We start from the raw sequence: 26,328 nt of genomic DNA on the forward strand, positions 1-26,328 counted from the left end.
TCTCCGTACGGTTCAGCGAGTGGTCTTGGCCTCGTCGCGGGTGCCGATGGTGACGAGGTCGCGGCCACGGGTCTCACGCGAGACGTACACGGTGATCAGGGTGAGCACGGCGGCCCCGGCCACGTACAGCATGATGGGGAACGACGACTTGTAGGTGTCCAGCAGGGCGACCGCGATCAGCGGGGCGAGGGCGCCCGCGACGATCGAGGCGAGCTGCGAGCCGATCGAGACGCCCGAGTAGCGCATCCTCGTGGCGAACAGCTCGGAGAAGAACGCGGCCTGCGGGCCGTACATCGCGCCGTGCAGGATCAGGCCGACGGTCACCGCCAGGGTGACGGCGAGGAAGTTCTTGGTGTCGATCAGCGGGAAGAACGCGAAGGACCACAGGCCCACCCCGGCGGCGCCGAGCAGGTAGACGGGCCGGCGGCCGAGCCGGTCGGAGAGCGCCCCCCACATCGGGATCGAGACGAAGTGGATGGCCGACCCGATCAGCACCGCGTTGAGCACGACGGGCTTCGCCAGCCCGGCCTGCGCGGTCGCGTAGACCAGCACGAACGCGGTGATCACGTAGTAGGAGACGTTCTCCGCGAAGCGGGCGCCGATCGCGATGAGGACGTCCCGCCAGTGGTACCTGAAGACCTCCACGATCGGCAGGGACGCCGAGGGCTTCGCGTTCGCGACGGCCTGCTGGAAGACCGGCGACTCGCTGATGGAGAGCCGGATCCACATGCCGACCAGCACCAGCACGCCGGACAGCAGGAACGGGATCCGCCAGCCCCAGCTCACGAACGCCTCGTCCGTCTGGACCGCGGCGAGCACCGCCAGCACGGCGGTGGCGAGCAGGTTGCCGCCGGGGGCGCCCGCCTGCGGCCAGGAGGCCCAGAAGCCCCGGCGCGCGGCGTCGCCGTGCTCGGAGACGATGAGCACCGCGCCGCCCCACTCGCCGCCGAGGGCGAAGCCCTGGACGAGCCGGAGCAGGGTGAGCAGCAGCGGCGCAGCCATGCCGATCGCCGCGTGGGTCGGCAGGCAGCCGATCAGGAAGGTCGCCCCGCCCATCATCAGCAGGCTGACCACCAGCAGCTTCTTGCGGCCGATCCGGTCGCCGAAGTGCCCGAAGACCAGCGCGCCCAGCGGGCGGGCCACGAAGCCCACCGCGTAGGTCAGGAACGCCAGCAGGGTGCCCGTCAGCGGCTCCGACTTGGGGAAGAACAGCTGCGGGAAGACCAGCGCGGCGGCGGAGCCGTACAGGAAGAAGTCATACCACTCGATCGTGGTACCGACGAGGCTGGCACCGACGATCTTTCCGATGGGGGTACGGGTTTTCTCTGCCATCTCACTCACCAAGGGGAATCGCTGTTGGGGGGATTTCGGCTACCGTACGTAGTGACCGGCGTCACTCCTATGGGTACGACCGCCATAGCCGACCGGCGCCCTATGTGGATGCGTGCGAGCGCCCGCCTCAGCCGCTGAGGCGGTGCAGGCGCAGGGCGAGCTGGATCTCCAGGGCCCGCTCCGGAGCCTGCCAGTCGTCGCCGAGCAGCTGGCCGATCCGGTCCAGGCGCTGGGTGACCGTGTTCACGTGGATGTGCAGGGTCTCGCTCGTCCGCGACAGCGAGCCGCCCGTGCCGAAGTACGCGGTGAGCGTCTGGACCAGCGCGGTGCCCCTGCGGGCGTCGTAGTCGATCACCGGGCCGAGCGCCGTGACGAGGAATGCCCCGATGTCGCGCCCGTCGCCGACCAGCAGGCCGACGAAGCCCAGCTCCCTGGCCCCGGCGCCCTCCCCGGCCCTCCCCAGGGCCACCAGGGCGTCGGCGCAGCGCTGCGCCTCCCGGTGCGCGGCGGCCACCTCGGCGGTGCCGCGCACGGGCCCTCCGGCGCCCGCGGTGGCCGGGTGGCCGAGCGAGGCGCTCAGCTCGGCCGCCACCCGCTTGGCCAGGGGGCCCGGCCGGTCGCCGGGAAGCAGCAGGACCACCTCGTCTCCGCGCTGCGCGGCGAGGCCGTGGTGCAACGTCGCCTGGGACGACGCCCAGAACGCCGCCCGCTCCCGCCCGCCGCCGTGGCGGACGACGACCACCACGTGGTCGTGGTCCAGGTTCACCCCGACCCGCCGGGCGCGGTCGGCCAGGCCGTCGAGCGCGGGCCGCGAGATCAGGTCGTCGAGCAGCTCGCCCCTCACCCGGCCCTCCGCCTCGGCCACCGTACGCCTGAACAGCAGCAGCAGCGCGGTCACCAGCGCGGCCCGCTCCAGGATGCGCTGGTCGGCGTCCGACACCTGGCCGCCGTTGCGCAGCACCAGCGTGCACAGCGGCTCCGCGCCCACGTCCACCGACGCGACCAGCAGGTCTCCCTGCCGCACGGTGCGCCCCAGCGCCCTCGACGACCGCGCGGCGTCCGCGATCACCTCCGCGACCTTCCGCGCCCCCCGCCTGGCGCCCTGCTTCGCCCCCGGCCTCCTGCCCGTCCCCGGGCTCGTTCCCCGGCCGTACGCCGAGTCCGTCCCCGGTCCGGGCGCCGGCTGGTCGAACGCCGCCTCGCCCAGCGCGCCCTCCTCCAGCACGCCCGCGTCCCCGGCGATCGGGCGCCCGGCGTCGTCGAGCACCGTGAGCGAGCCGCCGAGCACCTCCGTCACCACCGCCGCCACGTCCTCCACCCCGCCGCCGCGCAGCACCAGGCCGGTCATCCGGTCGTGCGCGAGCGCGGCGCGCTCCACCGCCTGGCTGTGCGCGTTCACCTGCCGGTTGGCCTCGCTGAGCTCCTCCAGCGCGTTCCTGGTCTCCTGCAGCAGCCGGGCGTTGTCGATAGCCACCGCCGCGTGCGCCGCCAGCGAGCCCAGCAGCACCACCTCGTCCTGGGTGAAGGGCCGCACGCTCCGGTTGGCCGCGAACAGCACGCCGATCACCCGCGCGCCCAGCTTGAGCGGCACGCCGAGGATGGCGACCAGTCCCTCTTCGAGCACCGCGTCGTCGATGTCGGTCTTGTGGCGGAAGCGCTCGTCGGCGAAGTAGTCGGCGGTCGAGTACGGGGTGGCGGTCTGGGCGACGAGCCCGCCGAGCCCCGCGCCCATGGCGAGCCGCAGCGCCCGGAACTTCGCCGACACCGAGCCGTCGGTCACCCGCATCCAGGTGTCGCCCCGCTCGGGGTCGTGCAGCGTCATGTAGGCCGCGTCGGTGCCGAGCAGCTGCCTGGCCCGGTGCACGATGGCCTCCAGGACGGCGTCCAGGTCCCGCAGCCCGGCCAGGTCGCCCGCCGTGTCGAACAGCGCGGAGAGCTCCGCCTCCCGCTTCGCCCTGCGCCGCAGCAGCGCCCGTACCTTCAGCGCGGCGAGCTTGGCCTCCTCCAGCTCCGCCAGCGCCTCCGCGCCGGCCCCGCCGCTCCTCGCCGCGAGAACGGGCCCCTCGAACTCGACCGCCGAGGCCTCCCTGGCCAGCAGTTCGAGAAAGACCCGTGTGCTCATACCGACCATTCTCCGTTCATGGCGACACCGCCCGTCGCGGTGAGCCCCCTGGGGCCCGGCTCCCTCCCTCGCCGGTCCGGTCCCGGCTCGGTCTCGCGGGTCCAGCGGTCTTCGCCGGGTTCAACGGGCGGTCCAGCCGCCGTCTATGGGGAGGGAGGTGCCGGTCATGAAGGAGCCGTGCGGGCCGCAGAGGTAGGCGACGAGCTCGGCGACCTCCTCGGGTTCGATCAGCCGCTTGACGGCGGCCGGGGCGAGCATGATCTGCTCGACCACCTCGTCCCTGCCGATGCCGTGGGTGCCGGCCTGGGCGCCGATCTGGTTCTCCACCAGGGGGGTGCGGACGTAGGCGGGGCTCACGCAGTTGGAGGTGACGCCGTGCGGGGCGCCCTCCAGGGCGATCGTCTTGGACAGCCCTTCGAGGGCGTGCTTGGCGGTGACGTACGCCGACTTGTAGGGAGAGGCGCGGAGCCCGTGGACCGAGGAGATGTTGACGATCCGGCCCCAGCCGCGCTCGTACATGCCCGGCAGGACCTCCCTGACCAGCAGGAAGGGCGCCTCGACCATCACTTTGAGGATCTTGGAGAACACCTCCGGGGGGAACTCCTCGATCGGGGCGACGTGCTGGAACCCGGCGTTGTTCACCACGATGTCCGTGCCGGGCGGGATCGCCCGGACGAAGTCCGGTTCCGACAGATCCGCGACGACGGGTGTCCCCGAGATCTCCGCGGCGACCTTCGCCGCCGCCTCGGCGTCGATGTCGACCACCAGCACATGCGCCCCGGCCGCGGCCAGCCGGTGCGCGCAGGCGCGCCCGATCCCGCTGCCCGCCCCGGTCACCACGGCTCGCCGACCCGCTAGGTCAATCATGCTGCCGAATCTAGGCAATGACCCGAATCCCGGCCCATGTCGCCCACCCCCACACTCCACCGTACGTTTATGTGGAGAGCCTCCGCTCCGGCGGAGGAGCCGCTTTCCTCCCGCGCCCGTTCCCGGGAACGCCCTCGCGTGGCGGGGTACGAGCGTCCGGAGCCGGTCCCCGCCGGGGTGCGGTCCCGGCGGCCGGGGCGCGCGACCCTCAGATGGTGACCGGGTACATGAGCGTGAGCTCGTCGCCGGGGAGGCCGCGGATGCCCCAGTTGACCTTGGGGGACTCCATGATCACGATTTCCAGGTCCTCGGCGGGGAGGTCGAGCGCCTCCCCGGTCCTGGCGAACAGGGCGCGGATCAGCGAGCGCTTGGCCTCGTCCGACCGGCCGCTGAAACAGGCGATCTCCACGATGAGGTACCGCTCGCTCCGCTGCGGGCAGATCATGTCCTCGGCGTCCAGCAGCAGGAACCGGTGGAACCGCTTCTCCTCGGGAAGCTGCCAGACGTCCACCAGGCAGCCGTGGACGGTGTCGGAGAGCTCCTGGCGGCGGTCGGACCACACGTCCCTGCGGCCGTAGAACTTGATCTGGGTCATGCCCCGAGTCTCCCAGGCGGCCGATCTACGGCGCCGATCGGGTCCCGGTCCGGTCGCCGGCCGGCGCGTCGGCCGGTTCGACGGCCGGTTCGTCGATCGGCGCCCGGTGGCCGGGACGCGGTCTACGGGGGCGGCCGGGTCGTCTACGAGGGCGGCCGGGTCATGGACAGCACGTCGAGCAGCTCGTCGAGCCGTTCCTCGGTGAGGGTGCCGTTGGCGACGTGGCCGCGCTCGATGACGACCTCGCGGATGGTCTTGCGCTCCGCCAGGGCCTGCTTCGCTATCTTCGCGGCCTCCTCGTACCCGACGAACGGGTTGAGCGGGGTGACGATCGACGGCGACGACTCCGCGTACTCGCGCATGCGGTCGACGTTGGCGGTGATGCCGTGCACGCACCGGTCGGCCAGGAGCCGGGAGGCGTTGGCGAGCAGCCGCACCGACTCCAGGATGTTGCGCGCGATGACCGGGAGCATCACGTTGAGCTCGAACGTGCCCGAGGCGCCGGCGAAGGCGATGGCCGCGTCGTTCCCGATAACCTGGGCGGCGACCATGGTCACCGCCTCGGGGACGACCGGGTTGACCTTGCCCGGCATGATCGATGAACCGGGCTGCAGGTCGGGCAGGTTGATCTCGCCCAGTCCCGCCCGGGGGCCGGACCCCATCCAGCGCAGGTCATTGGCGATCTTGTTGAGCGAGACCGCGACCGTGCGGAGCTGGCCGGAGAGCTCGACGACGGCGTCCCGGGCACCCTGGGCCTCGAAGTGGTCGGGAGCCTCGGAGAACGGCAGCCCGGTGGCCTCGCGCAGCCTCTCGATGACCTTGGCCGCGAAACCGGGCGGGGTGTTGACGCCGGTGCCGACCGCGGTGCCGCCCAGGGGCAGCTGGGCGAGGCGCGGCAGCGCGCTCCGCACCCGCGCGATGGCGTTCTCGACCTGCGTGGCGTACCCGCCGAACTCCTGCCCCAGCGTGACCGGGGTGGCGTCCATCAGGTGCGTGCGCCCGGCCTTGACCACGCCGTCGAACTCCAGCGACTTGTCCCGCAGCGCGGTGGCCAGGTGCCGCAGCGAGGGGATCAGGTGGTACGAGACCTCGGTCGTGGCGGCGACGTGGATGGAGGTGGGGAACACGTCGTTGGACGACTGCGAGGCGTTCACGTGGTCGTTGGGATGGACGGGACGGCCGAGCCGCTCCTCGGCGAGGGTGGCGATCACCTCGTTGGCGTTCATGTTGGAGGAGGTGCCGGAGCCGGTCTGGAAGACGTCGACGGGGAACTCGCCGTCCCACTCGTTCTCCGCGACGTCGGTGGCGGCCTCGGCGATGGCCTGCGCCATCTCCTTGTCGAGCACCTCCAGCTCCGCGTTGACCTCGGCGGCGAGTGCCTTGATCAGGCCGAGCGCCGCGATGTGCGGGACCTCCAGCCCGCGCCCGGAGACGGGGAAGTTCTCCACCGCCCGCTGGGTCTGCGCCCGCCACTTCGCCCCCGCGGGAACCCGTACCTCACCCATCGAGTCATGCTCGATCCGATACTCGCTCATGAACCCAGTCTGCGTCCTGGAGGGGGAATCAAACCGGGGAGGGGGCGGTGGGTACGGGGGTCCTCCTCGCGGGCCGCTCTCGTGGCCGCTTTCGCAGTCGTCTTCGTGGCCGCTTTCGCAGTCGTCTTCGTGGCCGCCTTCGTGGCCGTCTTCGGGTTCGTGCTCGGGGCTGTCTTGGAGGCCGTACGCAGGGGCCTTGTCCGGGCAGGGCCCCGGGGTTGGCTCCGGGCCGGGCTCAGAAGAAGGCGGCCACCGTCAGGATCATGATGACCACGAGGGCGATCGCCGCCACGCCCATGAGGACGAGGACGCCGATCCGGGCCTTCTGCGACGGCGGCTTCCTCGGCCCCGGGCGGCCGGGGTCGGGCCGGGCGTCCTGGTTCGCGATCGCGAACAGGTCGGTGCCCAGGCCCGGGGAGCGGTAGGCGCCGTCGGACGCCTCGGGACCCGGCGGACGCCAGGGCTGCGCGGTCCCCGGCCCTCCCTGTCCGGGCGGGACACCGGGGCCGCCGGGGCCGGGCCGGTTGTCGGGGAAGAGCCTCAGCGGCGGAGGGAGCGTTTCCGGGCCGGGCGCCCCCGGGCGTCCCTCGCCGGTCGCCGCGAGCTCCGGGTCGACCGGGGGGAAGCCGTGCGGCGGGGTGGCGGAGAGATCGGGTCTGCCGCTCACCGGGAACCCGTGGGGCGGGGTGGCCGCCGACTCGGTTCCCGGACCCCCGAAGGCCGCCGTCTCCTCGGCGGGCTCCTCGAAGGCGCCCGCCCCGAACGCTCCCGGCCTGGACCCGCCGGGCCCGGACGCCCCCGGCCCGCCGAAGGCGCCGGGGGTCGCGGGTCCCCGCGCGACGGGGGTGCCGAGACCGGACGGACCCTGCCGTCCCGCGACCGGCCTGCCCGGTTCCGCGAGGGGCGGCCGGTCCGGGTAGGGCGAGGTCGTCGGACGGCCGGAGGCCGGTGCGGGCTCGGCGGGCTCGGCGGGCTTGGCGGGCGCCGTCCCGCCGGGGATGCGCAGACCGTCCTTGGGACGGATGACCACCATGGTGCGATCGGCGTCGAAACCGCCGCCGTCGGGGTCCTCGGGGTCGTCGGGGTCTTCGCGCTTCTGCTCGACGGCCCCGATGAAGCCGATGACCCTGGCGTCTTCGGCGTCCTCGGCGTCCTCGATGTCCTCGGAGCCGGCGTCCTCCACCAGGGGGATCTCGGAGGCCGGGGGGGACGGTACGAAGGCGGTGGGCGCCGGAGGCGGGGGGATGGAGTCCGCGAGGTGCGAGGGGGTGTCGGCCACCGCCCGGAGCAGCACGCCCGCCTGGACGGCCGTCAGCCGCGTCGTGTGGTCCTTCTCCAGCAGCTGTTCGAGCACCGGGCGCAGCGGCCCCGCCTGGGTCGGCGGGTCGACCTGCTCGCTCATCAGCGCGGCCAGGGTCTCCGCCACCGAGGACCGCTCGTAGGCCGGACGGCCCTCGACCGCGAAGTACAGCGTCGCGCCGAGGGACCACAGGTCCGACTCGGGCCCGGTGTGCTCGCCGCGGGCCCGCTCGGGCGCGGTGTATCCGGGGGAGCCGATCACCATGCCGGTCTTGGTGAGGCTCACGTCGCCCTCCGCCTTGGCGATGCCGAAGTCGGTGAGGACCACCCGGCCGCTCTCGGTGATCAGCACGTTGCCGGGCTTCACGTCGCGGTGCAGGACCCCCTGGGCGTGGGCCGCGCGGAGCGCCCCCAGCAGGTCGGCCCCGATCTCGGCGACGAGGCGGGGCGGGAGGGGACCCTCCTCCTCGATCACCTGCTCCAGGGAACGCGCCTGCACGAGCTCCATGATGATCCAGGGGCTGCCGTCCTCGACGATGGCGTCGTGGACGGTGGCCACCGAGGGGTGGCTGATGCGGGCGGCCGTACGACCCTCGCGGATCATCCGTTCCCGAAGTTCGGTGCGCTGTGCCTCGGTGAGGCCGGGCTCCTGGCGGATCTCCTTGATGGCGACCTCACGGCCGAGGGAACGGTCGTGGGCTTTCCAAACGGTGCCCATCGTGCCCCGGCCGAGCGGCGCGATCAGCTCGTAACGGTCCGCGAGCACACGCGTCTGCTGTTCCGGCATGAGAAGAAGATAGCCATTCCACCTTGAGAAGCGCTTTACCCGCGCTTACGGAGTTCCCTCGGCCAGAGAAGACGCGGGAGGACCAACCTTATGAAGGGTGTCATAAAACGGACAAATGGGCGATAGGTCGGTGAAATATCCGTCGGCTTACGGTGAACGCCCTCGCCGGGCCGCCGGTGTGAGCGAAGCTGGGGTGTCGGCCCCGACGCGGGCCCCGACGGCGGTGGGGGTGTCCCCGGCGACGAGGGCCGCGGCGCCGGTGGCGGTGCGGAGCCGACCCGGTGCGTCCCGCGATGCTGCGAGCGGCGGCTGAACGGCGGAGCCGACGCCCCGTCGGACCCGCTCGCGGACGGCCTGCCGTCGGGCCGCGCCGGGGGCCTGGAGAAGGACTCCTCGACCATCCCGCCGGCCGCCACCCTGGCGAGCATCATCGAGGCCCGCCCCGCGTCGAGCCGGGCGTTCGGGTCGATCGTGAGGAGGCCGCGCAGCACCGGCGTCAGCGGCCCGGCCCGCTCCATGGGGATCGGCTCGCCACTGGTCAGCGCGGCGAGCGCGGCCGCCGCCGTACGGCGCCCGTGCAGGCCCCGGCCCTCGACGGCGGTGTAGAGGGTCGCGCCGAGCGACCACAGGTCGCCGGACGGGCTGGCCTTGGCCCCCAGCACGCGCTCGGGGGCGATGTATCCGGCGGAGCCCAGCACGATGCCCGCCTGGGTGATCGACACGTCGCCCTCGAGCGCGGCCAGGCCGAAGTCGGTGAGCACGGCCCGGTCGTCGGTCACCAGGACGTTGCTCGGCTTCACGTCGCGGTGCAGGATCCCCTTGGCGTGCACGGCGCGCAGCGCGCCCAGCACCTGCCGGCCGATCTCCGCCACCTGGCGCGGCGGCAGCGGGCCGTGGTCCTGGAGGAGCTGCTCCAGCGAACGGGCGCGGAGCAGCTCCATCACGATCCAGGGGCGCTCGTCCTCGGTGACGACGTCGAAGACGGTGATGACGGAGGGGTGGGCGACCATCGCGGTCGCGCGCCCCTCGCGCTCGGTCCTGGCGCACAGCTCGGCGCGAAGCTCCTCGTCGAGGACGAGGGGCAGGCGCACCTCCTTGACGGCCACCTCACGGTTGAGCAACTCGTCGTGAGCCCGCCAAACGGTGCCCATGCCGCCGCGCCCAACCGGTTCTGACAGCCGGTAGCGCGCTGCGAGAAGGTATCCGGGCGGCGCACGCATGTGGTGCAGCTTACCGATTTGCGTAATGCGACCAGTAGAGACCCGGCCGAATCTTCTTGCCAACTTGGGTCAGATTTTCGCGCTTGTAACTGTTGAGAAACGGTGCGTCACATCCGCCCAGTTGACCAGACCCCACAGTTTCTCCACGTAGTCGGGCCGTACGTTGCGGTACTGGAGGTAATAGGCGTGCTCCCAGGCGTCGAACACCAGCAGCGGCGTGGAGTTCGTCCCGACATTGCCGTGGTGGTCGTAGACCTGCTCGACGACCAGGCGGCGGCCCAGCGGTTCCCAGGCCAGGATGCCCCAGCCGGAGCCCTGCACCCCGGCGGTGGCGGCGGTGAGCTGCCTCTGGAAGGCCTCGAAGGAGCCGAAGTGCTCGTCGAGGGCCGCGGCCAGCTCGCCGTCGGGGCGGTCGCCGCCGTCCGGGGAGAGGTTCTCCCAGAAGATCGAGTGCAGCACGTGCCCGGACAGGTTGAAGGCGAAGGTCTTCTCCAGCCCGACCAGCCCCCCGAACTCGCTCCTGTCGCGTGCCTCGGCCAGCCGCTCCAGGGTGTCGTTGGCGCCCTTGACGTACGCGGCGTGGTGCTTGGAGTGGTGCAGTTCCAGGATCTCCCCGGTGATCGCGGGCTCCAGGGCCGCGTAGTCGTAGGGCATGTCGGGCAGGACGTACTCACCCATGCGGGTCGCCTCCTCGTTGATCACCTTTCCTCCGGACACTATTGCAAGTGATTTGCATCTGCATCAGTCTTGCGACCTAGGTCTCCGCCTATTGCGAAAGAGTTGCAGTTGCAGCATGATGGCGGGTGTCAGTTTGGTCCAGGAGGTCTCGTGCCACTAGTCCTCGACGACGCGGTGCCCGGCATCGCGGCGCCGAGGCCGATCTACGCGGCGGCGGTCACGCCACCGCCGTGGCACGAGACCCCCGACCGGATCGAGGCCTTCGCCGAGCGCCTCCCTGCTCCGCCGCGTCGTCGCGGACGCGGGCCCCTCCTGGCTCGTCACCTCACCCGCGGCCACCGCCGCCGTACGTCTCTGCGAGCGCCTGGGCTGGTCCCTGCTCCGCGAGTTCGACGCCCCCCGGCCGTTCCAGACCTTCCGCGTCTACCTCTCCCCTGAGCCCCCGGGATCCCCCGCCTCCGGGTAGCGGATCGAGCATGACGACGAGCGGTCGTGGCGGCCGTCCGGCCCGAGCTCCCGTCGTTCTCCTGGGCGGGCTTCACCGCCGACCTCGCGCGCACCGCCGCGCGGCGCTCCGACGTCGAGCTCGTCGACCTCGGGCGCCTGTACGGCGGATCCTGACGGGGCGCCCCTCAGCGGCGGCCGATGGTGAGGACGGGGCCGGTGGAGTCGGTGAAGAAGTCCTCGCCCTTGTCGTCGACGACGATGAAGGCGGGGAAGTCCTCGACCTCGATCTTCCAGACGGCCTCCATGCCCAGCTCGGGATACTCCAGGACCTCCACCTTCTTGATGCAGTCCTGGGCGAGGCGGGCGGCGGGGCCGCCGATGGAGCCGAGGTAGAAGCCGCCGTGGGCCTTGCACGCGTCGGTGACCTGCTTGGAGCGGTTGCCCTTGGCGAGCATGACCTTGGAGCCCCCGGCCGCCTGGAAGCGCTCGACGTAGGAGTCCATCCGCCCGGCGGTGGTGGGACCGAAGGAGCCCGAGGCGTAGCCCTCGGGGGTCTTGGCGGGCCCGGCGTAGTAGACCGCGTGGTTCTTGAGGTACTCCGGCATCTCGCCGCCCGCGTCCAGCAGCTCGCCGATCTTGGCGTGCGCGATGTCGCGGGCGACCACGAGCGGCCCGGTGAGCGACAGGCGGGTCTTGACCGGGTATCTGGTCAGCTCGGCGAGGATCTCCGGCATCGGGCGGTTGAGGTCGATCTTGACGACGTCGTCCGAGAGGTGGTCGTCCGTGGTCTCCGGCAGGAACCTCGCCGGGTCGGTCTCAAGCCGCTCCAGGAAGACCCCCTCGGGGGTGATCTTCGCCAGGGCCTGGCGGTCGGCGCTGCAGGAGACCGCGATGGCGACGGGGCAGGAGGCGCCGTGGCGGGGGAGGCGGATGACGCGGACGTCGTGGCAGAAGTACTTGCCGCCGAACTGCGCGCCGATGCCGAGCTTCTGGGTGAGCTCGAAGACCTTCGCCTCCAGCTCGGTGTCGCGGAAGCCGTGGCCCGAGGGGGAGCCCTCGGTGGGGATGGAGTCCAGGTAGCGGGCGCTGGCGTACTTGGCGGTCTTCAGGGCGAACTCGGCGGACGTGCCGCCGACGACGATCGCCAGGTGGTACGGCGGGCAGGCGGCGGTCCCGAGCGAGCGGATCTTCTCCTCCAGGAACCGGAGCATCCGCTTCTCGTTGAGCACCGCCTTCGTCTCCTGGTACAGGAACGACTTGTTGGCGCTGCCGCCGCCCTTGGCCATGAACAGCAGCTTGTACTCGTCGGGGTGGCCGCCCGGGTCCTCGGCGTAGAGCTCGATCTGCGCGGGGAGGTTGGAGCCGGTGTTCTTCTCCTCCCACATGGTGAGGGGCGCCATCTGGGAGTAGCGCAGGTTCAGCCGGGTGTAGGCGTCGTAGACCCCCCGGGAAATGTGCTCGGCGTCGGCGCCGTCGGTGAGGACGTGGCGCCCGCGCTTGCCCATCACGATCGCGGTGCCGGTGTCCTGGCACATCGGGAGCACGCCGCCCGCCGAGATCGACGCGTTCTTCAGCAGGTCGAGGGCGACGAAGCGGTCGTTCCCGCTCGACTCGGGGTCCTCGATGATCTTGCGGAGCTGGGCGAGGTGGGACGACCGCAGATAGTGGGAGATGTCGTGGATCGCGTTCTCGGTGAGAAGGCGCAGCGCCTCGGGCTCGACCTCCAGGAACCTGCGGCCCGCGGCCTCGACGACCCGTACCCCCTCGGTGGTGATCAGACGGTACTCCGTCTCGTCCGGTCCCATGGGAAGCAGGTCGGTGTAGTCGAACTCGGGCATCGTCGTCGATCCTCCGTGCGGGCGTGTTTTCCCTAGAGGGTACGGCCTCGCGTTCACGCTCCGGCCGCGCGGTCGGTGCGGCGGCCTTCCCCTCCGGGGCCGCGCGCAAGCCAGGAGACATATAGCGATAAATGAGCATATTTGGGACAAGCATTATTGGGCTATGCGTCTTTTATGCACATATATCCGAATTGACAGGGGAAGGTGGAAGGAGCCGGGCCGAGCGTCCGGCGGAAGCTGGGGGACAGAATGAACATCGGAAACGCCGTCCTGGCCGGGAACATCGTCCTGCTGGCGCTCGTGGCCCTCTTCGTGGTGGCCGGTCTCGGCGTGTCACTCATAGCCATAACGCTGACGAGCATCAAGGAGTCCGGCGGCCGTACGCCCCAGTGGCCGGTGAGCTGGCCGGAGCCCCCGCTGACCATCTCCCGGCAGCGGCTCGACGTCGCCTCCGGGCGGGCGAGCCTGCCCTCGCAGCAGGTGACCCTGCCCCTTCCCCTGCGGGAGGCCGGCGAGCCCGCGCGGCAGATCAACCTGCCCCAGCGGGTCGAGATCCCCCGGCAGCGGCCCGCCCCGCCCCAGCCGGTCGGCGTGCCCGCGCAGCGGGTGAGCCCGAGGAGCTGAGGCCGACGACGATGCCGGTGACCACGAGCGCGGCGCCGAGCAGGTCGGGCACCGAGGGCGCGCCCAGGCCCAGGACGGCACCGGTGACGATGGCGCCCACCGGGATCAGCCCCGCGAACAGCCCCGCCCTTCCCGGGCCGAGCCGGGGCAGGGCGTCGTACCAGAGGAAGAACGCCACGGTCGTCACGATCAGCGCCTGGTAGGCCAGGCCCGCGGCCTCGGGCACCGTCGGCACGCGGAACATCGCGGTGCCGTCCGCGAGCAGCCCGGCGACCAGCAGCATCGGCACGGCCAGCGTCACCGAGTACGCCGAGACGCGTACCGCGCCCAGCTTGGGCAGCAGCGGGATGGCGAGCATGGAGAAGCAGAGCTCGCAGCCCAGCGCGCCCAGCGACCAGAGCAGCCCGGCCAGGTCGCCGCTGCCGAGTCCGGCGGCCACCGTCGCCCCGGCGGCGACCAGCGTCGCCGCCCCGAGCAGCCGGGGCGAGGGGCGCCCGCCGAGCAGGGCCAGCGCCAGCGGCACGGTGCCGAGGACGGTACCGACCAGGGCGGGGCCGCCGTGCCGGGTCGCCTCGACCACGCACACGTTGAAGATCACCAGCCCCGTCAGGGAGAGCGTCGCGAGCAGCGCCGTCTCGCGGGCCGTGAGCCGGACGAACCGCAGCCCCGCCACCCTGGCGACGGTGAGCAGGGCCGCGGCCGCCAGCAGGTGGCGCAGGGCCTGGCCGCCGTAGAGCGGGTAGTCCCCGATCACCCCGGCGACCGCCGCCAGGGTGCCCACCAGGAACATCGCCGTCGCGGCCTGGACCAGGCCGCGCGCCTCCGGCCGGGCGGGGGAGCCGAGGCGGGGGGCGGTGCCGGGGTTGGCGCTGGGGTTGGCGCTGGGGTTGGTGCTGACATCCACGTTCATGTGCGGAATGCTAGGGAGCCAATGGCACCCCTGTCGGGTCCAATATGGCAGCGGAACAGAGGACCAATTGGCGGATCTCCACCTCGTCGTCGACCGGTCGGCGGGCGGCGTCGCCGCCCAGATCGCCCGCGAGCTCCGCGAGGCGGTACGGCGCGGGCGCCTGGCCGCGGGGGTCAGACTGCCCGCCAGCCGCGAGCTGGCCAGGGACCTCGGGCTCTCCCGCGGCGTGGTGGTCGAGGCGTACGAGCAGCTCGTCGCGGAGGGGTTCCTGATCTCCCGGATCGGGGCCGGGACCACCGTGGCCCCGGCGGCGAGCCGTCCCGCCCTTCCCGCCTTTCTCGAAAACCTTGATGACTCCGGTGCCCCCGGTGATCCCGGTAAGCCCAGTGATCCCGGTGACCCTTCCCGGACGCGTGAAGACCCGCGACGCGCCGCGAAGGCCCGCGGCCGGGAAGCGGGGGCGCACGGCCGGGAAGCGGAGGCGCGCGGCGGGGAGGCGGAGGCGCGCGGTGGGGAGAGGGAGCGCGAGCCGTACCACGGGCGCCGTTCCACCGCGCCCGACCTGGCGGCGTTCCCCCGGGAGCGGTGGCTGGCCTCGATGCGGAGGACGCTCGCCGCGCTGCCCGCCGACGCCCTGGACTACGGCGACCCCGGCGGGGTCCCGGCGCTGCGCGAGGAGCTGGCCGCCTACCTCGGGAGGGTGCGGGCGGCCGACGTGGGCCCGGACAACCTGGTGATCGTGGGCGGGGTGGCTCAGGGGATCAGCCTCACGATCCAGGCGCTCGCGGGAAGGCTGCCCCGGGGCCGGTCGCCCCACGACCTCGGCTGGTTCGTCCGGCGGGCCGCGCGTCCGGCGCCGTCCCCCGGCCGGATCCGGCTGGCGGTCGAGGACCCGACCGGGGGGCGCCAGCTCCCGCTGCTGCACGCGGCGGGCGCGGACCTGGTCGCCGTACCCGTGGACGACGAGGGGATCGACGTCCGGGCCCTCGCCGCGACCGGGGCGCGCGCGGTGCTGCTCACCCCCGCGCACCAGTACCCGACGGGCGTCGTGCTCTCGCCCCGCCGCCGCGCCGAGCTGATCGAGTGGGCCGCCGGGACCGGGGCGGCGATCCTGGAGGACGACTACGACGCGGAGTTCCGCTTCGACCGCGACCCGGTGGGCTGCCTGCAGGGCCTCGCCGCCGACCGGGTGATCCTGGTCGGGAGCGTGAGCAAGTCCCTCGCCCCCGGGCTCCGCCTGGGCTGGGTGGCCGCCCCGCCCGAGATCGCCGAGTCGCTGCGGCTGGCCCGGGGCGAGCTGGACCTGGGGTCGCCCGTCCTGGAGCAGTACGTCCTGGCCGACTTCGTCACGACCGGCGGCTACGACCGGCATCTGAGAAGGATGCGCCGGGAGTACCGCGCCCGCCGCGACGCCCTCGCGGTCGCCCTCGGCGAGCACCTTCCCGAGATCACCGTGCGGGGCGTCTCCGCCGGGCTCCACCTGCTCGCCGAGCTGCCGTACGGCTGGGACGAGGCGGCGGTGGCGGAGACGGCCCGGGAGCGCGGGCTCGCGGTCGAGCCGGTGGGCCCGATGCGGCACGCCCCGGGCCCGCCCGCGCTGGTGGTGGGCTTCGCCCGCCTGCCCGCCCGCCGCGCCGACGCGACGATCCGTGCCCTCGCGGACGCCCTGCGCCGTCGTCCCGCCCCATGAGTACGCCTCCCACCTGCGGATATGTGTCCGGTGCGGCCTGCGGAATCGTCCTTATGTCCTGACAAATTCTTGACGGCTCCCAGCTCGTCGCCTAGAACTGGAGATCGGCCGCTTTCTTCTCCTCCGGAGGCACGATGCGTGTTGGGCTGCTGGGACTCGGCAGGATCGGGGCGTTCCACGCCGCGACCCTGGTGGCGCATCCCGGGGTCGACGAGCTGGTGGTGAGCGACGCGGACGGCGGGCGGGCGGCGGAGGTGGCCGCCCGGGTGGGGGCCCGGGTGGGAGACGCGTTCGACAGCGACGCGGTGGTGGTCGCCACCCCCACGGCGACCCACGCCGAGCTGCTGATGCGCGCCTGCGACAAGGGCGTGCCGGTGTTCTGCGAGAAACCGGTGGCGCCCGGCGTACGGGACACCCTCCGCGTGCTCGACGCGGCCAGGCGGAGCGGCACGGTCGTGCACATCGGCTTCCAGCGGCGTTTCGACGCCGGGTACGCCGCCGCGAGGAGGGCGCTGGCCGGGGGCGAGCTGGGCGAGCTGTACCGGGTGCACATGGTGAGCGCCGACCCCCACCCGCCCGACCCCGGATACATCCCGCTGTCCGGGGGCATCTACCGCGACTGCCACATCCACGACTTCGACATCCTGCGCTGGGTGACCGGCAGGGAGGCCGACACCGTCTACGCGACCGGGGCCAACCGGGGCGAGGCGTTCTTCGCGGAGGCGGGGGACGTCGACACCAGCGCCGCGCTGCTCACCATGGACGACGGCACGCTCGTCACCCTGCAGGGTTCCCGGTACAACGGCGCCGGGTACGACGTGCGGATGGAGCTGGCGGGCACCCTGCGCACCTGGGCGGTCGGCCTCGACCCGCGTGTCCCGCTGACCAGCGTCGAGGGCCTGCAGCCGCCGGGCGAGCCCTGGCCCGACTTCGCGGCGAGGTTCGAGCCCGCCTACGTCGCCGAGCTCGACGCGTTTCTCGGCGCGGCGCGGGGGGAGACGGAGAGTCCCTGCACTGTCGAGGACGCCCTCGCGGCGCTCTACCTCGCCGAGGCCGCGGAGCTCTCCCGGCGCGAGGGCCGTCCGGTGCGCGTCACGGAGGTGATCGTGTGAGAAGAGGCGGCCCTGTGCGAGAGCCCGGTGGCTCCGGCCCGGTCCTGACGGCCGGAGCGCCCATCTCCTGGGGCGTCTGCGAGGTCCCCGGCTGGGGACGGCAGCTGGATCGTTCCCGGGTGCTCGCCGAGATGAGGGAGCTGGGCCTGACGGCCACCGAGCTCGGCCCCGACGGGTTCCTGCCGCCCTCGCCGACGCGCTGCCGCTCCCTGCTCGCGGAGTACGGGCTGCGGGCGGTGGGCGGGTTCGTCCCCGTCGTGCTGCACGAGGCCGACCACGACCCGCTCCCGGTCGTCCGGGCCGCGATGCGCGCCTTCATGGACGGCGAGGTGGACGTGGTCGTGCTGGCCGCCTCCACCGGCGGCGAGAGCTACGACGCCAGGCCGGAGCTGGACGCGGCCGCCTGGAAGATCCTCATGGGCAACCTGCGCCGGATCCTCAAGAACGCCAAGGAGTTCGGCAGGACCGTCACCCTGCACCCGCACATCGGGACCGTGGTGGAGAACCGGGAGGAGGTCCAGCGGGTGCTCGACGACAGCTCCATGCCGCTCTGCCTCGACACCGGCCACCTCCTCGCGGGCGGCACCGACCCCGCCGAGCTGGTCTCCCGGGCCGCGGGACGGATCGCGCACGTCCACCTCAAGGACGTGGACGCCGCCATGGCCGGGCGGGTCAGGGCGGGCGAGCTGACCTACACCCAGGCTGTGAAGGACGGCCTCTACCTGCCGCTGGGCCGGGGCGACGTGGACCTCCCCGCCATCGTCGGCGGCCTGACCAGGGCAGGGTACGACGGCTGGTACGTCCTGGAGCAGGACGTCGTGCTGGGTCCCTCCGACGGCGATGCCGGTTCCGGGGGTCCCATGGAGAACGTCCGCGAGAGCCTGGCGTACCTGAGGAACCTCACCGGCGACGAGACCGGGCCGCCCGGGGGCGGCGCACCGGGACACGGCGTACCGGGACACGGCGGATCGGGAGGCGGCGAGCCCGGGAGCGGCGTGACCGGGAACGGCGGTCCGAAGAGCGACGGTCCGGAGAGTGGCGTGCCGGGACACGGCGGGCCTGGAGGTGACGGGTCCGGAAGCGGCGGGCCGGGGAGTGACGGGTCCGGAAGCGGCGGGCCGGGGAGTGGCGGGCCGCCCGGCGGGGGGCGCGCATGATCGAGGTTCTGGCCATGGGACGGGCCGGGGTGGACATCTACCCGCTGCAGGTGGGGGTGTCGCTGCGCGAGGTCGAGACCTTCGGCAAGTATCTGGGCGGCAGTCCCACCAACGTGGCCGTGGCCGCCGCCCGGCTGGGCCGTTCCAGCTCGGTGATCACCAGGACCGGCGACGACCCGTTCGGGCTCTTCGTGCACGACGCGCTGCGCGAGTACGGGGTCGACGACGGCTTCGTCACCCCGGTCGCGCACCTGCCCACCCCGGTGACGTTCTGCGAGATCCGGCCGCCGGACGACTTTCCCCTCTACTTCTACCGCTTCCCCAAGGCCCCCGACCTGGAGATCTTCCCCGAGGAGCTGGACCTGGAGGCCGTCGCGGGGGCCCGGCTCTTCTGGGCGACCGTCACCGGGCTGTCCCAGGAGCCCTCCAGGAGCGCGCACCTCGCGGCCTGGCGGGCCAGGGGGCGCGCGCCGCACACCGTGCTGGACCTCGACTACCGCCCGATGTTCTGGTCCGGGGCGGAGGAGGCCCGCGAGCAGGTGCGCGAGGCCCTGCGCCACGTCACGGTGGCGGTGGGGAACCTGGACGAGGCCGAGGTGGCGACCGGCGTCCGCGAGCCGCGCGAGGCCGCCGAGGCGCTGCTGGACGCGGGCGCCGAACTCGCGATCGTGAAACGGGGCGCGGACGGGGTCCTCGGCATGACCGCGGACGAGACGGTGGAGGTGCCGCCGGTGCCGGTGGAGGTGGTCAACGGCCTCGGCGCGGGAGACGCCTTCGGCGGCGCCCTCTGCCACGGCCTCCTCGAAGGCTGGCCGCTGGAGACCACGCTGCGGTTCGCCAACGCGGCCGGGTCCATCGTCGCGGGACGGCTGGCCTGCGCCCCGGCGATGCCGCGGATCGACGAGGTGATGGACGTGCTCGGCGCGAACGGTGGCGGCCCGGCAGGGGTGGGAGAGACATGAACGAGCGAGAGCACCGGACGCTCATCGACACGCGGGCCCGCTTTCCCGGGCGGATCGCCGAGGCGGCGGAGGCGCGGCGGCGCGGGAGGCCGCTGGAGGAACGCGACCGGCTCCTGATCGTCGCCGCCGACCACACGGCCAGGGGCGTCGTCGGCGTCGGAAGCCGTGCCGGGGCGATGGAGAGCCGCGTCGAGCTGCTGGAACGCCTGTGCGTGGCGCTGGCCAGGCCCGGCGTGGACGGCGTGCTCGGCACCCCCGACGTCGTCGAGGACCTCCTGCTGCTCGGCGCGCTGGAGGACAAGGTCGTGATCGGGTCGATGAACCGGGGCGGCCTGCACGGGTCGGCCTTCGAGTTCGACGACCGCTTCACCGCCTACGACACCTCCTCGATCGTCCGGGCGGGTCTGGACGGCGGCAAGATGCTGTGCCGGATCGGCATGGACGACCTCACCACCGCCCGCACCCTGGAATCGTGCGGACGGGCCGTCACCGAGCTCGCCTCGCACGGCCTGGTCGCGATGGTCGAGCCGTTCTGGTCCCGGCGGGCGGGCGGCGCGATCACCCACGACCTGTCACCCGAGGGGGTCATCCGGTCCATGCACGTCGCCCAGGCGCTCGGCGCGACCTCCGCGCGCACCTGGCTGAAGATCCCGGTCGTGGACGGCATGGAACGGGTGATGCGGGCCACCACCCTGCCGACGCTGCTCCTGGGGGGCGACCCGGGCGGCACGCCGGAGCTCACCTACGCGTCCTGGCGCGAGGCCCTGCGACTTCCCGGCGTGCGGGGTCTGGTGGTGGGCCGCGCGTTGCTGTATCCCTCCGATGACGACGTGGCCGCGGCCGTCGACACCGCCGCGGCGATGCTGGAGGTGACATGAACGGTGCCGTGAACGCGAGACCGGGCCGGGGCCGCACCCGTGAAGGAGCGGACGGGAGACCGGGCCAGAGCCGCATCCGTAAGGGAACGGACGGGAGACCGGGCCGGAGCCTCACCCGTGAGGGAACGGACGGGAGACCGGCGGGCCGGGGTGGCGGCGCAGGGAAGGAGCGGTCATGACCTTCATCCCCGCGGGAAGCACCGCGCGGGCGCCGTGGGCGCTGTCGATCACCCCGGAGGCGGCCGGGTGGACGTACGCCGGACTCCGCGTGCTCTGCCTGTCCGGTGAGGGCGTGGAGTTCGGCACCGGCGACGAGGAGATGCTGGTCCTGCCGCTGTCGGGCGAGTGCGTGGTCGAGTGCGACGGGGAGCGGCTCGCGCTGGACGGCAGGACCTCGGTCTTCCACGCGGTCACCGACTTCGCGTACCTGCCCGTCGGCGCGACCGCGCGGATCACCGGCGAGGGCCGCTTCGCCCTCCCCGCCGCCCGCGCGACCAGGCGCCTCCCCGTGCGGTACGGCCCCGCCGAGGCCGTCCCCGTCGAGGTGCGCGGGACAGGCTCGGCGAGCCGCCAGGTCAACAACTTCTGCGCCCCCGGCGCCTTCGACTGCGACAAACTCGTCGCGGTGGAGGTGCTCACCCCCGGCGGCAACTGGTCGTCGTACCCGCCGCACAAGCACGACACGGCCTCCGAGCACGAGGCCGTGCTGGAGGAGATCTACTACTTCGAGGGCGGCCCCGGCTACCAGCGGGTGTACGGCACCCACGACACCCTGGCCGAGGTCTCGGGGGGCGACGTGGTGCTCGTCCCGCACGGCTACCACGGCCCGTCGATGGCGGCCCCCGGCTACGACCTCTATTACCTGAACGTGCTGGCCGGGCCCGCGCCCGAACGGTCGATGGCCTTCTGCGACGACCCCCGGCACGCCTGGATCCGCTCCTCGTGGGCACAGCAGCAGATCGACCCGAGGCTCCCGATGACGAAGGCCCTGTAGGGCCCTGTCGGGCCCTGTGAGGAGTTGCGATGAGACTCACCGTGGCACAGGCGCTCCTGCGGTTCCTCGCGAACCAGTGGTCGGAGCGCGACGGCGTCGAACACCGGCTGGTGGCCGGATGCCTGGGCATCTTCGGCCACGGCAACGTCGCCGGGATCGGGCAGGCCCTCGCCGAGCGGGGCGCGGGCACGGACGGCGACCTCCCGTACTACCTGGCGCGCAACGAGCAGGCCATGGTGCACACCGCCGTCGGCTACGCGCGGGCCCGAAACCGGCTGTCCACCCTCGCCTGCACCTCCTCGATCGGCCCCGGCGCCACCAACATGGTCACCGGGGCGGCGCTGGCCACGATCAACCGGATCCCGGTGCTGCTGCTGCCCGGCGACGTCTTCGCCACCCGCGCCGCCGACCCGGTCCTGCAGCAGCTGGAGGACCCCCGCTTCCCCGACGTGACCGTCAACGACGCGCTGCGCCCCGTCTCCCGGTTCTTCGACAGGATCAACCGGCCCGAGCAGCTCCTCGCGGCCCTCCCCGCCGCGATGCGCGTGCTCGCCGACCCGGCCGAGACGGGCGCGGTCACCCTGGCGCTGCCGCAGGACGTGCAGGCGGAGGCGTACGACTGGCCGGAGGAGCTGTTCGCCCGCCGGGTGTGGCACGTGGCGCGTCCCGTCCCCGAGCCCGCCGCGCTGGCGCGGGCGGCGGCGCTGGTGAGGCGGTCGCGGCGGCCGCTGATCGTGGCGGGGGGCGGGGTGGTCTACAGCGAGGCGTGGGAGACGCTGGCCGCGTTCGCCGCCGACCACGGCGTCCCGGTGGGGGAGACCCAGGCGGGCAAGGGGACGCTGCCGTACGACCACCCCTGCGCGGTCGGCGCGATCGGGCACACCGGCACCGCCGCCGCCAACGACCTGGCCCGCGACGCCGACCTGGTCATCGGGGTCGGCACCCGCTACACCGACTTCACCACCGCCTCCCGCACGCTCTTCGGCGAGGCCGCGTTCCTCAACGTCAACGTCGCGGCCTTCGACGCCGCCAAGCACTCCGGCGAGACGCTCGTCGCCGACGCCCGCGAGGCGCTGCGCGCCCTGGACCTCGGCGACTGGAGCGCCGACCCCGGCTGGACCGCGAGGGCGACGCGCCTGACCCACGAGTGGCAGGAGCAGGTCTCCCTGCTGACGACCGGGGACGCGCTCACCCAGCCGGTGGTGCTCGGCATGGTCAACGAGGTGGCCCGGCCCTCGGACGTGGTGGTCAACGCGGCCGGGTCGATGCCCGGCGACCTGCACAAGCTGTGGCGGGCGAGCGACCCGAAGTCCTACCACGTCGAGTACGGCTACTCCTGCATGGGCTACGAGATCGCCGGAGGGCTCGGGGTGAAGCTGGCCGCGCCGGAGCGCGAGGTGTTCGTGCTGGTCGGCGACGGGTCCTACCTGATGATGGCCCAGGAGATCGCCACCGCCGTGCAGGAGGGCCTCAAACTCGTCGTGGTGCTGGTCGACAACCGCGGCTTCGCCTCCATCGGCGGCCTGTCGGAGGCGGTCGGCGCGGGACGCCTGGGCACCGCCTACCGGATGCGCGGGGCCGGGGGCGCGCTGGACGGCGCCCTCCTCCCGGTCGACCTGGCCGCCAACGCGGCCAGCCTGGGCGCCGACGTGATCCGCGCCGACGGCCCCGAGTCCCTGCGGGTCGCGCTCACCAAGGCGAGGGAGGCCGTCGGCACCACCGTCGTGTACGTCGAGACGGTCCCGGGTCCCGGTCCCCGGACCACGGCCTGGTGGGACGTCCCGGTGGCGGAGGTGTCGGGGCTGCCGGAGGCCCGCCGGGCCCGCGCCGCCTACGAACAGGCCAAACGGGACCAGCGCACCTACCTGTGAGGTCCTCCCTGTGCGGTCCTCGCGCGATTGTGGCCGTGGGTACCTTTGAGGTCCTTGTGCGGTTGTGGCCGTGGGTGCCTTTGAGGTTCTCGTGCGGTTGTGGCCGCGGGTGCCTGTGAGGTCCTCGCGCGCCAGCGCCCGCGAGTGTCTGTGAGGTTCTCCCGGGGCTACGGCTTCGCGGCGGGTTCCGGGTCCGGCTGGAAGCCCCTGGCGAGGAACACGATCAGGGCCACCAGGACGACGGCGGGCACGAACGCCACCCGGATGTCCACCGTGTCGTTGAGCGTCCCGACCACGGCGGCGCCGACGAGGAAGCCGACGTAGTTGAACAGGTTGACCCGCGCGATCGCGGTCTCGGCCCCGGCGCCCAGCCGGCCCGCGGCCGAGAACGACTGCGGGGCGATGACGGACAGGCCGATGCCGATCAGGCCGAACGACACGACGGCCACCGCGATCCCGGGCGCGACGACGACCCCCAGCGTCCCCACGGCCGCGATCACCGCGCCCGCCCGGACCACCGGCGCCGGGCCGTACCTGCGGACGGCGAGGTCGCCGGGGACCCGGGCCAGGAGCATGGTCGCCTGGTAGACGAAGTAGGCGAACGGCACCAGCCAGCCGCTCGCCGCCAGCGCCTTCTCCATGTAGACGGTGCTGTAGTTGGAGACCGCCGCGTCGCCGACGTACAGGAAAGCCATCGCCAGGCAGAGCGGGATGATCGGCCGCCACGGCACCCGGGCCGCCACGTGCGCGGCCTGTTCGGCGGACCTCTCCTCCTCCCGCCCGTAGAGGCGGGGAAGCATGGTCACCGAGATCGTCGCGCCGATCAGCACCGGGACGGAGAAGGACCAGCGAAGCTCCACGCCGAGCTCGCTGAAGACGGAGTTGAACCCGGCCCCCAGCATCGAGCCGACGCTCCACACGGCGTGGAAGCCGGTCAGCACGCTCATGCCGTACCGGCGTTCGACCGCGACCGCCTGCATGTTCATCGCCGCGTCCACCGCGCCGACGAAGAGGCCGAACACGGCGCTGAGCGCGTACAGGCCGGCGAGCTGGTCGTTCCAGCCCGACAGGATCACCGCGGTGCAGACGCCGACCTGGGAGATCCGCAGGACCGGGGCGCTGCCGTACCGGCTCGCCAGGAGACCCGCGACCGCGCTGCCGACCCCGGCGATCACCGGTACGAGCAGCAGGACCAGGGTGAGGTCGCCGTCGCTGAGCCCGAACCTGTGCTGGAGGTCGACCACATGGGTGAGCAGGGTGGCGAAGCAGAGGCCCTGGACGAAGAAGGCCGCCCAGGTCGCCACGCGCGCCTGCCGGTCACGTGGGGTCGGCATGACGACCTCCGGGGAACATGAGGGAGATTCAAGTTCCGCCAGGTTATGGGCGGGTTACTCACGGGTCAATGGCCGGTCACCCGCCGGTTCCACCGGCACGGCCAGCGGCGGGGCGAGGTGGGGCGAGGCGGGGCGGGACTGGCTCACGGTGCCGCGGGCCCGGACCTCCGGGACGTGCCTACGCTCTCGTGCCGCCGCCGGGGGTTCGAACCTCGGGGACGTGCCGTGGCTGTCGCGTCGCGACGTGGGGTCCGGACCTCCGGGACATGCCGTTGCTCCCGTGCCGCTGACGGAGCCCCGGCAGGGATTATGGTCGAAGGGTGGAGAGTCCCCGTTCCCCAGCCGTCCGCCGCCACGCCCCCGAGCCACGTCCCGCCGACCTGAGGGCCGGGGACACCGACCGCGAGAGGGTGGCCGCCGTGCTGGGCGACGCGCTCGCCGACGGGCGCCTCGACCACGAGGAGCACGACGAGCGCGTCGAGGCCCTCTACCGCGCCCGCACGCTGGGAGAGCTCTCCGCGCTCACCGCCGACCTGCTGCCGCCCGAGGCGCAGCCGCTCCGCACCGACGTCCGCCCGGTGGCGGCGTTCTTCAATTCCGAGGAGCGTTCGGGCCGCTGGGTCGTGCCGACCCGGTTCACGGCCACCGCGATCTGCGCCAACGTCAAGCTCGACCTGCGTGACGCGCTGCTCCAGTCCAGCCACGTGACCCTGCACGTCACCGTGATGGGCGGCACCCTCACCCTGATCGTCCCCGAGGGCGTGCGGATCGAGATGCCCGCCTCGGCGTTCATGGGCGGGAAGAGGAACCAGGTCCCGGCCTCGCCCGACGGGCCGGTCATCGAGATCACCGGCGTCGTCACGTTCGGGAGCATCGTCGCCAAGTCCCCCAAGCGCCCGCGCCGCTCCTGGTTCCGCCGCTGACGCCGTCTCCGGGTCAGCGGCCGGCCCCCGGTCCTCAGCGGCCGGCCCCGCAGTCCCCAGCTGACGGCCCGCGGTCCTCAGCTGGCGCTGTCGAAGTTGATCGCGCTGTAGGCCCGGAGCTTCCAGAGCTGATGCTCGCTCTCGATCTTCCGTATCGTCCCGGAACGGCCGCGCATGACCAGGGAGTTGGTGATGGCCCTCCCCGCGCGGTAGCGGACGCCCTGCATCAGCTCGCCGTCGGTGATCCCGGTGGCCGCGAAGAACACGTCGTCGGACCTGACCAGGTCGTCGGTGCTCAGCGTGGCGTCGAGGTCGAGGCCCGCGTCCAGTGCCCGGCGGCGCTCGGCGTCGTCCTGCGGCCAGAGCCTGCCCTGGATGACGCCGCCCAGGCACTTGAGCGCGCACGCGGCGATGATGCCCTCCGGGGTGCCGCCGACGCCGAGCATCAGGTCGACGCCCGTACCCACCCGGGCCGCCATGATCGCACCGGCCACGTCGCCGTCGGTGATGAGCCTGATCCGGGCGCCGGTGTCCCGGATCTCCCGGATGATCTTCTCGTGGCGGGGGCGGTCGAGGACGACCACGGTCACGTCCGAGGGCTCGCCGCCCTTGGCGCGGGCCACCGCGGCGATGTTGTCGGCCACCGGGGCGTTGATGTCCACCGAGGAGGCGGCCTCGGGGCCGGTGACCAGCTTGTCCATGTAGAAGACGGCCGACGGGTCGTACATCGAGCCGCGCTCGCTGACCGCGATCACCGAGATGCCGTTGGGCATGCCGAGCGCGGTGAGCCGGGTGCCGTCGATCGGGTCCACGGCCACGTCGCACGCCGCGCCGCTGCCGTCGCCCACGTGCTCGCCGTTGTAGAGCATCGGCGCGTTGTCCTTCTCACCCTCGCCGATCACCACCACGCCGCTCATGGACACCGTGTTGATCAGCTGGCGCATGGCGTTGACCGCGGCGCCGTCGGCACCGTTCTTGTCACCTCGCCCGACCCAGCGGGCACCGGCCATCGCGGCCGCCTCCGTGACCCTGACCAGCTCCATGGCGAGGTTGCGATCGGGTGCGTGCTCTCCCGCGGCGAGGGCGTCGGGAACGGACGTCTCATCGGACATGGTGGGAAACCCCTCTCGTGGTTAATGCAACGATCGTAGTT

General features: G+C 72.8%; 22 protein-coding genes. 10 read left to right on the forward strand and 12 right to left on the reverse strand.

Going from position 1 to position 26,328, the window contains the following annotated elements; genetic code table 11:
- Positions 1 to 12: 12 nt before the first annotated feature.
- The 8 genes from ABT053_RS25225 to ABT053_RS25260 all read right to left on the reverse strand — a co-directional run bounded on the left by ABT053_RS25225 (position 13) and on the right by ABT053_RS25260 (position 10,435).
- Positions 13 to 1,332: an MFS transporter gene (locus tag ABT053_RS25225; protein WP_350971875.1), complete on the reverse strand. Its 1,320-nt coding sequence runs from the start codon at positions 1,330 to 1,332 to the stop codon at positions 13 to 15.
- A 127-nt stretch (positions 1,333 to 1,459) separates the two neighbouring features.
- Positions 1,460 to 3,454: a helix-turn-helix domain-containing protein gene (locus ABT053_RS25230; RefSeq protein ID WP_502991852.1), complete on the reverse strand. Its 1,995-nt coding sequence runs from the start codon at positions 3,452 to 3,454 to the stop codon at positions 1,460 to 1,462.
- A gap of 120 nt (positions 3,455 to 3,574) precedes the next feature.
- Positions 3,575 to 4,321, reverse strand: coding sequence for a 3-hydroxybutyrate dehydrogenase (locus tag ABT053_RS25235; protein WP_350971878.1), 747 nt, complete (start codon positions 4,319 to 4,321; stop codon positions 3,575 to 3,577).
- A 208-nt stretch (positions 4,322 to 4,529) separates the two neighbouring features.
- Positions 4,530 to 4,916, reverse strand: a complete 387-nt coding sequence (locus ABT053_RS25240) for a tautomerase family protein (protein ID WP_350971879.1) — start codon at positions 4,914 to 4,916, stop codon at positions 4,530 to 4,532.
- 143 nt (positions 4,917 to 5,059) lie between these two features.
- Positions 5,060 to 6,451, reverse strand: a complete 1,392-nt coding sequence (locus ABT053_RS25245) for a class II fumarate hydratase (protein WP_350971881.1) — start codon at positions 6,449 to 6,451, stop codon at positions 5,060 to 5,062.
- Positions 6,452 to 6,686: 235 nt separating this feature from the next.
- Positions 6,687 to 8,537: a serine/threonine-protein kinase gene (locus tag ABT053_RS25250; RefSeq protein ID WP_350971882.1), complete on the reverse strand. Its 1,851-nt coding sequence runs from the start codon at positions 8,535 to 8,537 to the stop codon at positions 6,687 to 6,689.
- Between the two features lie 35 nt (positions 8,538 to 8,572).
- Positions 8,573 to 9,757: a serine/threonine-protein kinase gene (locus ABT053_RS25255; RefSeq protein WP_350971883.1), complete on the reverse strand. Its 1,185-nt coding sequence runs from the start codon at positions 9,755 to 9,757 to the stop codon at positions 8,573 to 8,575.
- Positions 9,758 to 9,826: 69 nt separating this feature from the next.
- Positions 9,827 to 10,435, reverse strand: a complete 609-nt coding sequence (locus ABT053_RS25260; protein ID WP_350971885.1) for a superoxide dismutase — start codon at positions 10,433 to 10,435, stop codon at positions 9,827 to 9,829.
- Between the two features lie 492 nt (positions 10,436 to 10,927).
- Here ABT053_RS25260 and ABT053_RS25265 point away from each other — a divergent pair, with 492 nt between their 5' ends.
- On the forward strand, positions 10,928 to 11,056 hold the full coding sequence (locus tag ABT053_RS25265; RefSeq protein ID WP_350971887.1) for a hypothetical protein: 129 nt from the start codon (positions 10,928 to 10,930) through the stop codon (positions 11,054 to 11,056).
- Positions 11,057 to 11,067: 11 nt separating this feature from the next.
- Here ABT053_RS25265 and ABT053_RS25270 read toward each other — a convergent pair whose 3' ends face one another.
- Positions 11,068 to 12,720: a fumarate hydratase gene (locus ABT053_RS25270; protein ID WP_350971888.1), complete on the reverse strand. Its 1,653-nt coding sequence runs from the start codon at positions 12,718 to 12,720 to the stop codon at positions 11,068 to 11,070.
- A gap of 249 nt (positions 12,721 to 12,969) precedes the next feature.
- Here ABT053_RS25270 and ABT053_RS25275 point away from each other — a divergent pair, with 249 nt between their 5' ends.
- Positions 12,970 to 13,344: a hypothetical protein gene (locus ABT053_RS25275; RefSeq protein WP_350971889.1), complete on the forward strand. Its 375-nt coding sequence runs from the start codon at positions 12,970 to 12,972 to the stop codon at positions 13,342 to 13,344.
- On the opposite strand, the gene ABT053_RS25280 is transcribed toward ABT053_RS25275, so the two are convergent.
- The gene (locus ABT053_RS25280) at positions 13,250 to 14,254 is read right to left on the reverse strand and encodes a DMT family transporter (protein WP_350971891.1); all 1,005 of its coding nucleotides are present in this window, start codon (positions 14,252 to 14,254) and stop codon (positions 13,250 to 13,252) included. The two genes, ABT053_RS25275 and ABT053_RS25280, sit on opposite strands and share 95 nt — an antisense overlap.
- A 67-nt stretch (positions 14,255 to 14,321) precedes the next feature.
- On the opposite strand from ABT053_RS25280, the gene pdxR reads away from it, so the two are divergent.
- The 7 genes from pdxR (at position 14,322) to iolD (ending at position 22,918) form a co-directional block, all read left to right on the forward strand.
- Positions 14,322 to 15,944 (forward strand): MocR-like pyridoxine biosynthesis transcription factor PdxR, encoded by a 1,623-nt coding sequence (gene pdxR, locus ABT053_RS25285; RefSeq protein WP_350971892.1) that lies wholly within the window; start codon positions 14,322 to 14,324, stop codon positions 15,942 to 15,944.
- A gap of 134 nt (positions 15,945 to 16,078) precedes the next feature.
- A complete protein-coding gene (locus ABT053_RS25290; RefSeq protein ID WP_350971894.1) occupies positions 16,079 to 17,056 on the forward strand; it encodes a Gfo/Idh/MocA family protein in 978 nt (325 codons plus the stop codon).
- 14 nt (positions 17,057 to 17,070) lie between these two features.
- Positions 17,071 to 18,213, forward strand: coding sequence for a TIM barrel protein (locus tag ABT053_RS25295; protein WP_350971896.1), 1,143 nt, complete (start codon positions 17,071 to 17,073; stop codon positions 18,211 to 18,213).
- Entirely contained in the window at positions 18,210 to 19,175 is a 966-nt protein-coding gene (iolC, locus tag ABT053_RS25300; RefSeq protein WP_350971897.1) for a 5-dehydro-2-deoxygluconokinase, read from the forward strand. The genes ABT053_RS25295 and iolC overlap by 4 nt, the downstream gene beginning before the upstream one ends.
- The gene (locus ABT053_RS25305) at positions 19,172 to 20,053 is read left to right on the forward strand and encodes a class I fructose-bisphosphate aldolase (RefSeq protein ID WP_350971898.1); all 882 of its coding nucleotides are present in this window, start codon (positions 19,172 to 19,174) and stop codon (positions 20,051 to 20,053) included. The genes iolC and ABT053_RS25305 overlap by 4 nt, the downstream gene beginning before the upstream one ends.
- Before the next feature lie 175 nt (positions 20,054 to 20,228).
- Positions 20,229 to 21,047 (forward strand): 5-deoxy-glucuronate isomerase, encoded by an 819-nt coding sequence (iolB, locus tag ABT053_RS25310; RefSeq protein ID WP_350971900.1) that lies wholly within the window; start codon positions 20,229 to 20,231, stop codon positions 21,045 to 21,047.
- Positions 21,048 to 21,076: 29 nt separating this feature from the next.
- The gene (iolD, locus tag ABT053_RS25315; RefSeq protein WP_350971902.1) at positions 21,077 to 22,918 is read left to right on the forward strand and encodes a 3D-(3,5/4)-trihydroxycyclohexane-1,2-dione acylhydrolase (decyclizing); all 1,842 of its coding nucleotides are present in this window, start codon (positions 21,077 to 21,079) and stop codon (positions 22,916 to 22,918) included.
- Positions 22,919 to 23,085: 167 nt separating this feature from the next.
- Here the strand turns inward: iolD and ABT053_RS25320 are convergent, their stop codons facing one another.
- Positions 23,086 to 24,252, reverse strand: a complete 1,167-nt coding sequence (locus tag ABT053_RS25320) for an MFS transporter (protein WP_350971903.1) — start codon at positions 24,250 to 24,252, stop codon at positions 23,086 to 23,088.
- Between the two features lie 320 nt (positions 24,253 to 24,572).
- On the opposite strand from ABT053_RS25320, the gene ABT053_RS25325 reads away from it, so the two are divergent.
- Entirely contained in the window at positions 24,573 to 25,175 is a 603-nt protein-coding gene (locus tag ABT053_RS25325; RefSeq protein ID WP_350971905.1) for a DUF1707 SHOCT-like domain-containing protein, read from the forward strand.
- A 77-nt stretch (positions 25,176 to 25,252) separates the two neighbouring features.
- Here the strand turns inward: ABT053_RS25325 and glpX are convergent, their stop codons facing one another.
- Complete coding sequence (glpX, locus tag ABT053_RS25330) at positions 25,253 to 26,287, reverse strand: class II fructose-bisphosphatase (RefSeq protein ID WP_350971906.1); 1,035 nt, start codon at positions 26,285 to 26,287, stop codon at positions 25,253 to 25,255.
- Positions 26,288 to 26,328 lie beyond the last annotated feature (41 nt).

Source organism: Streptosporangium sp. NPDC002524 (assembly GCF_040295985.1).
Taxonomy (GTDB): domain Bacteria; phylum Actinomycetota; class Actinomycetes; order Streptosporangiales; family Streptosporangiaceae; genus Streptosporangium.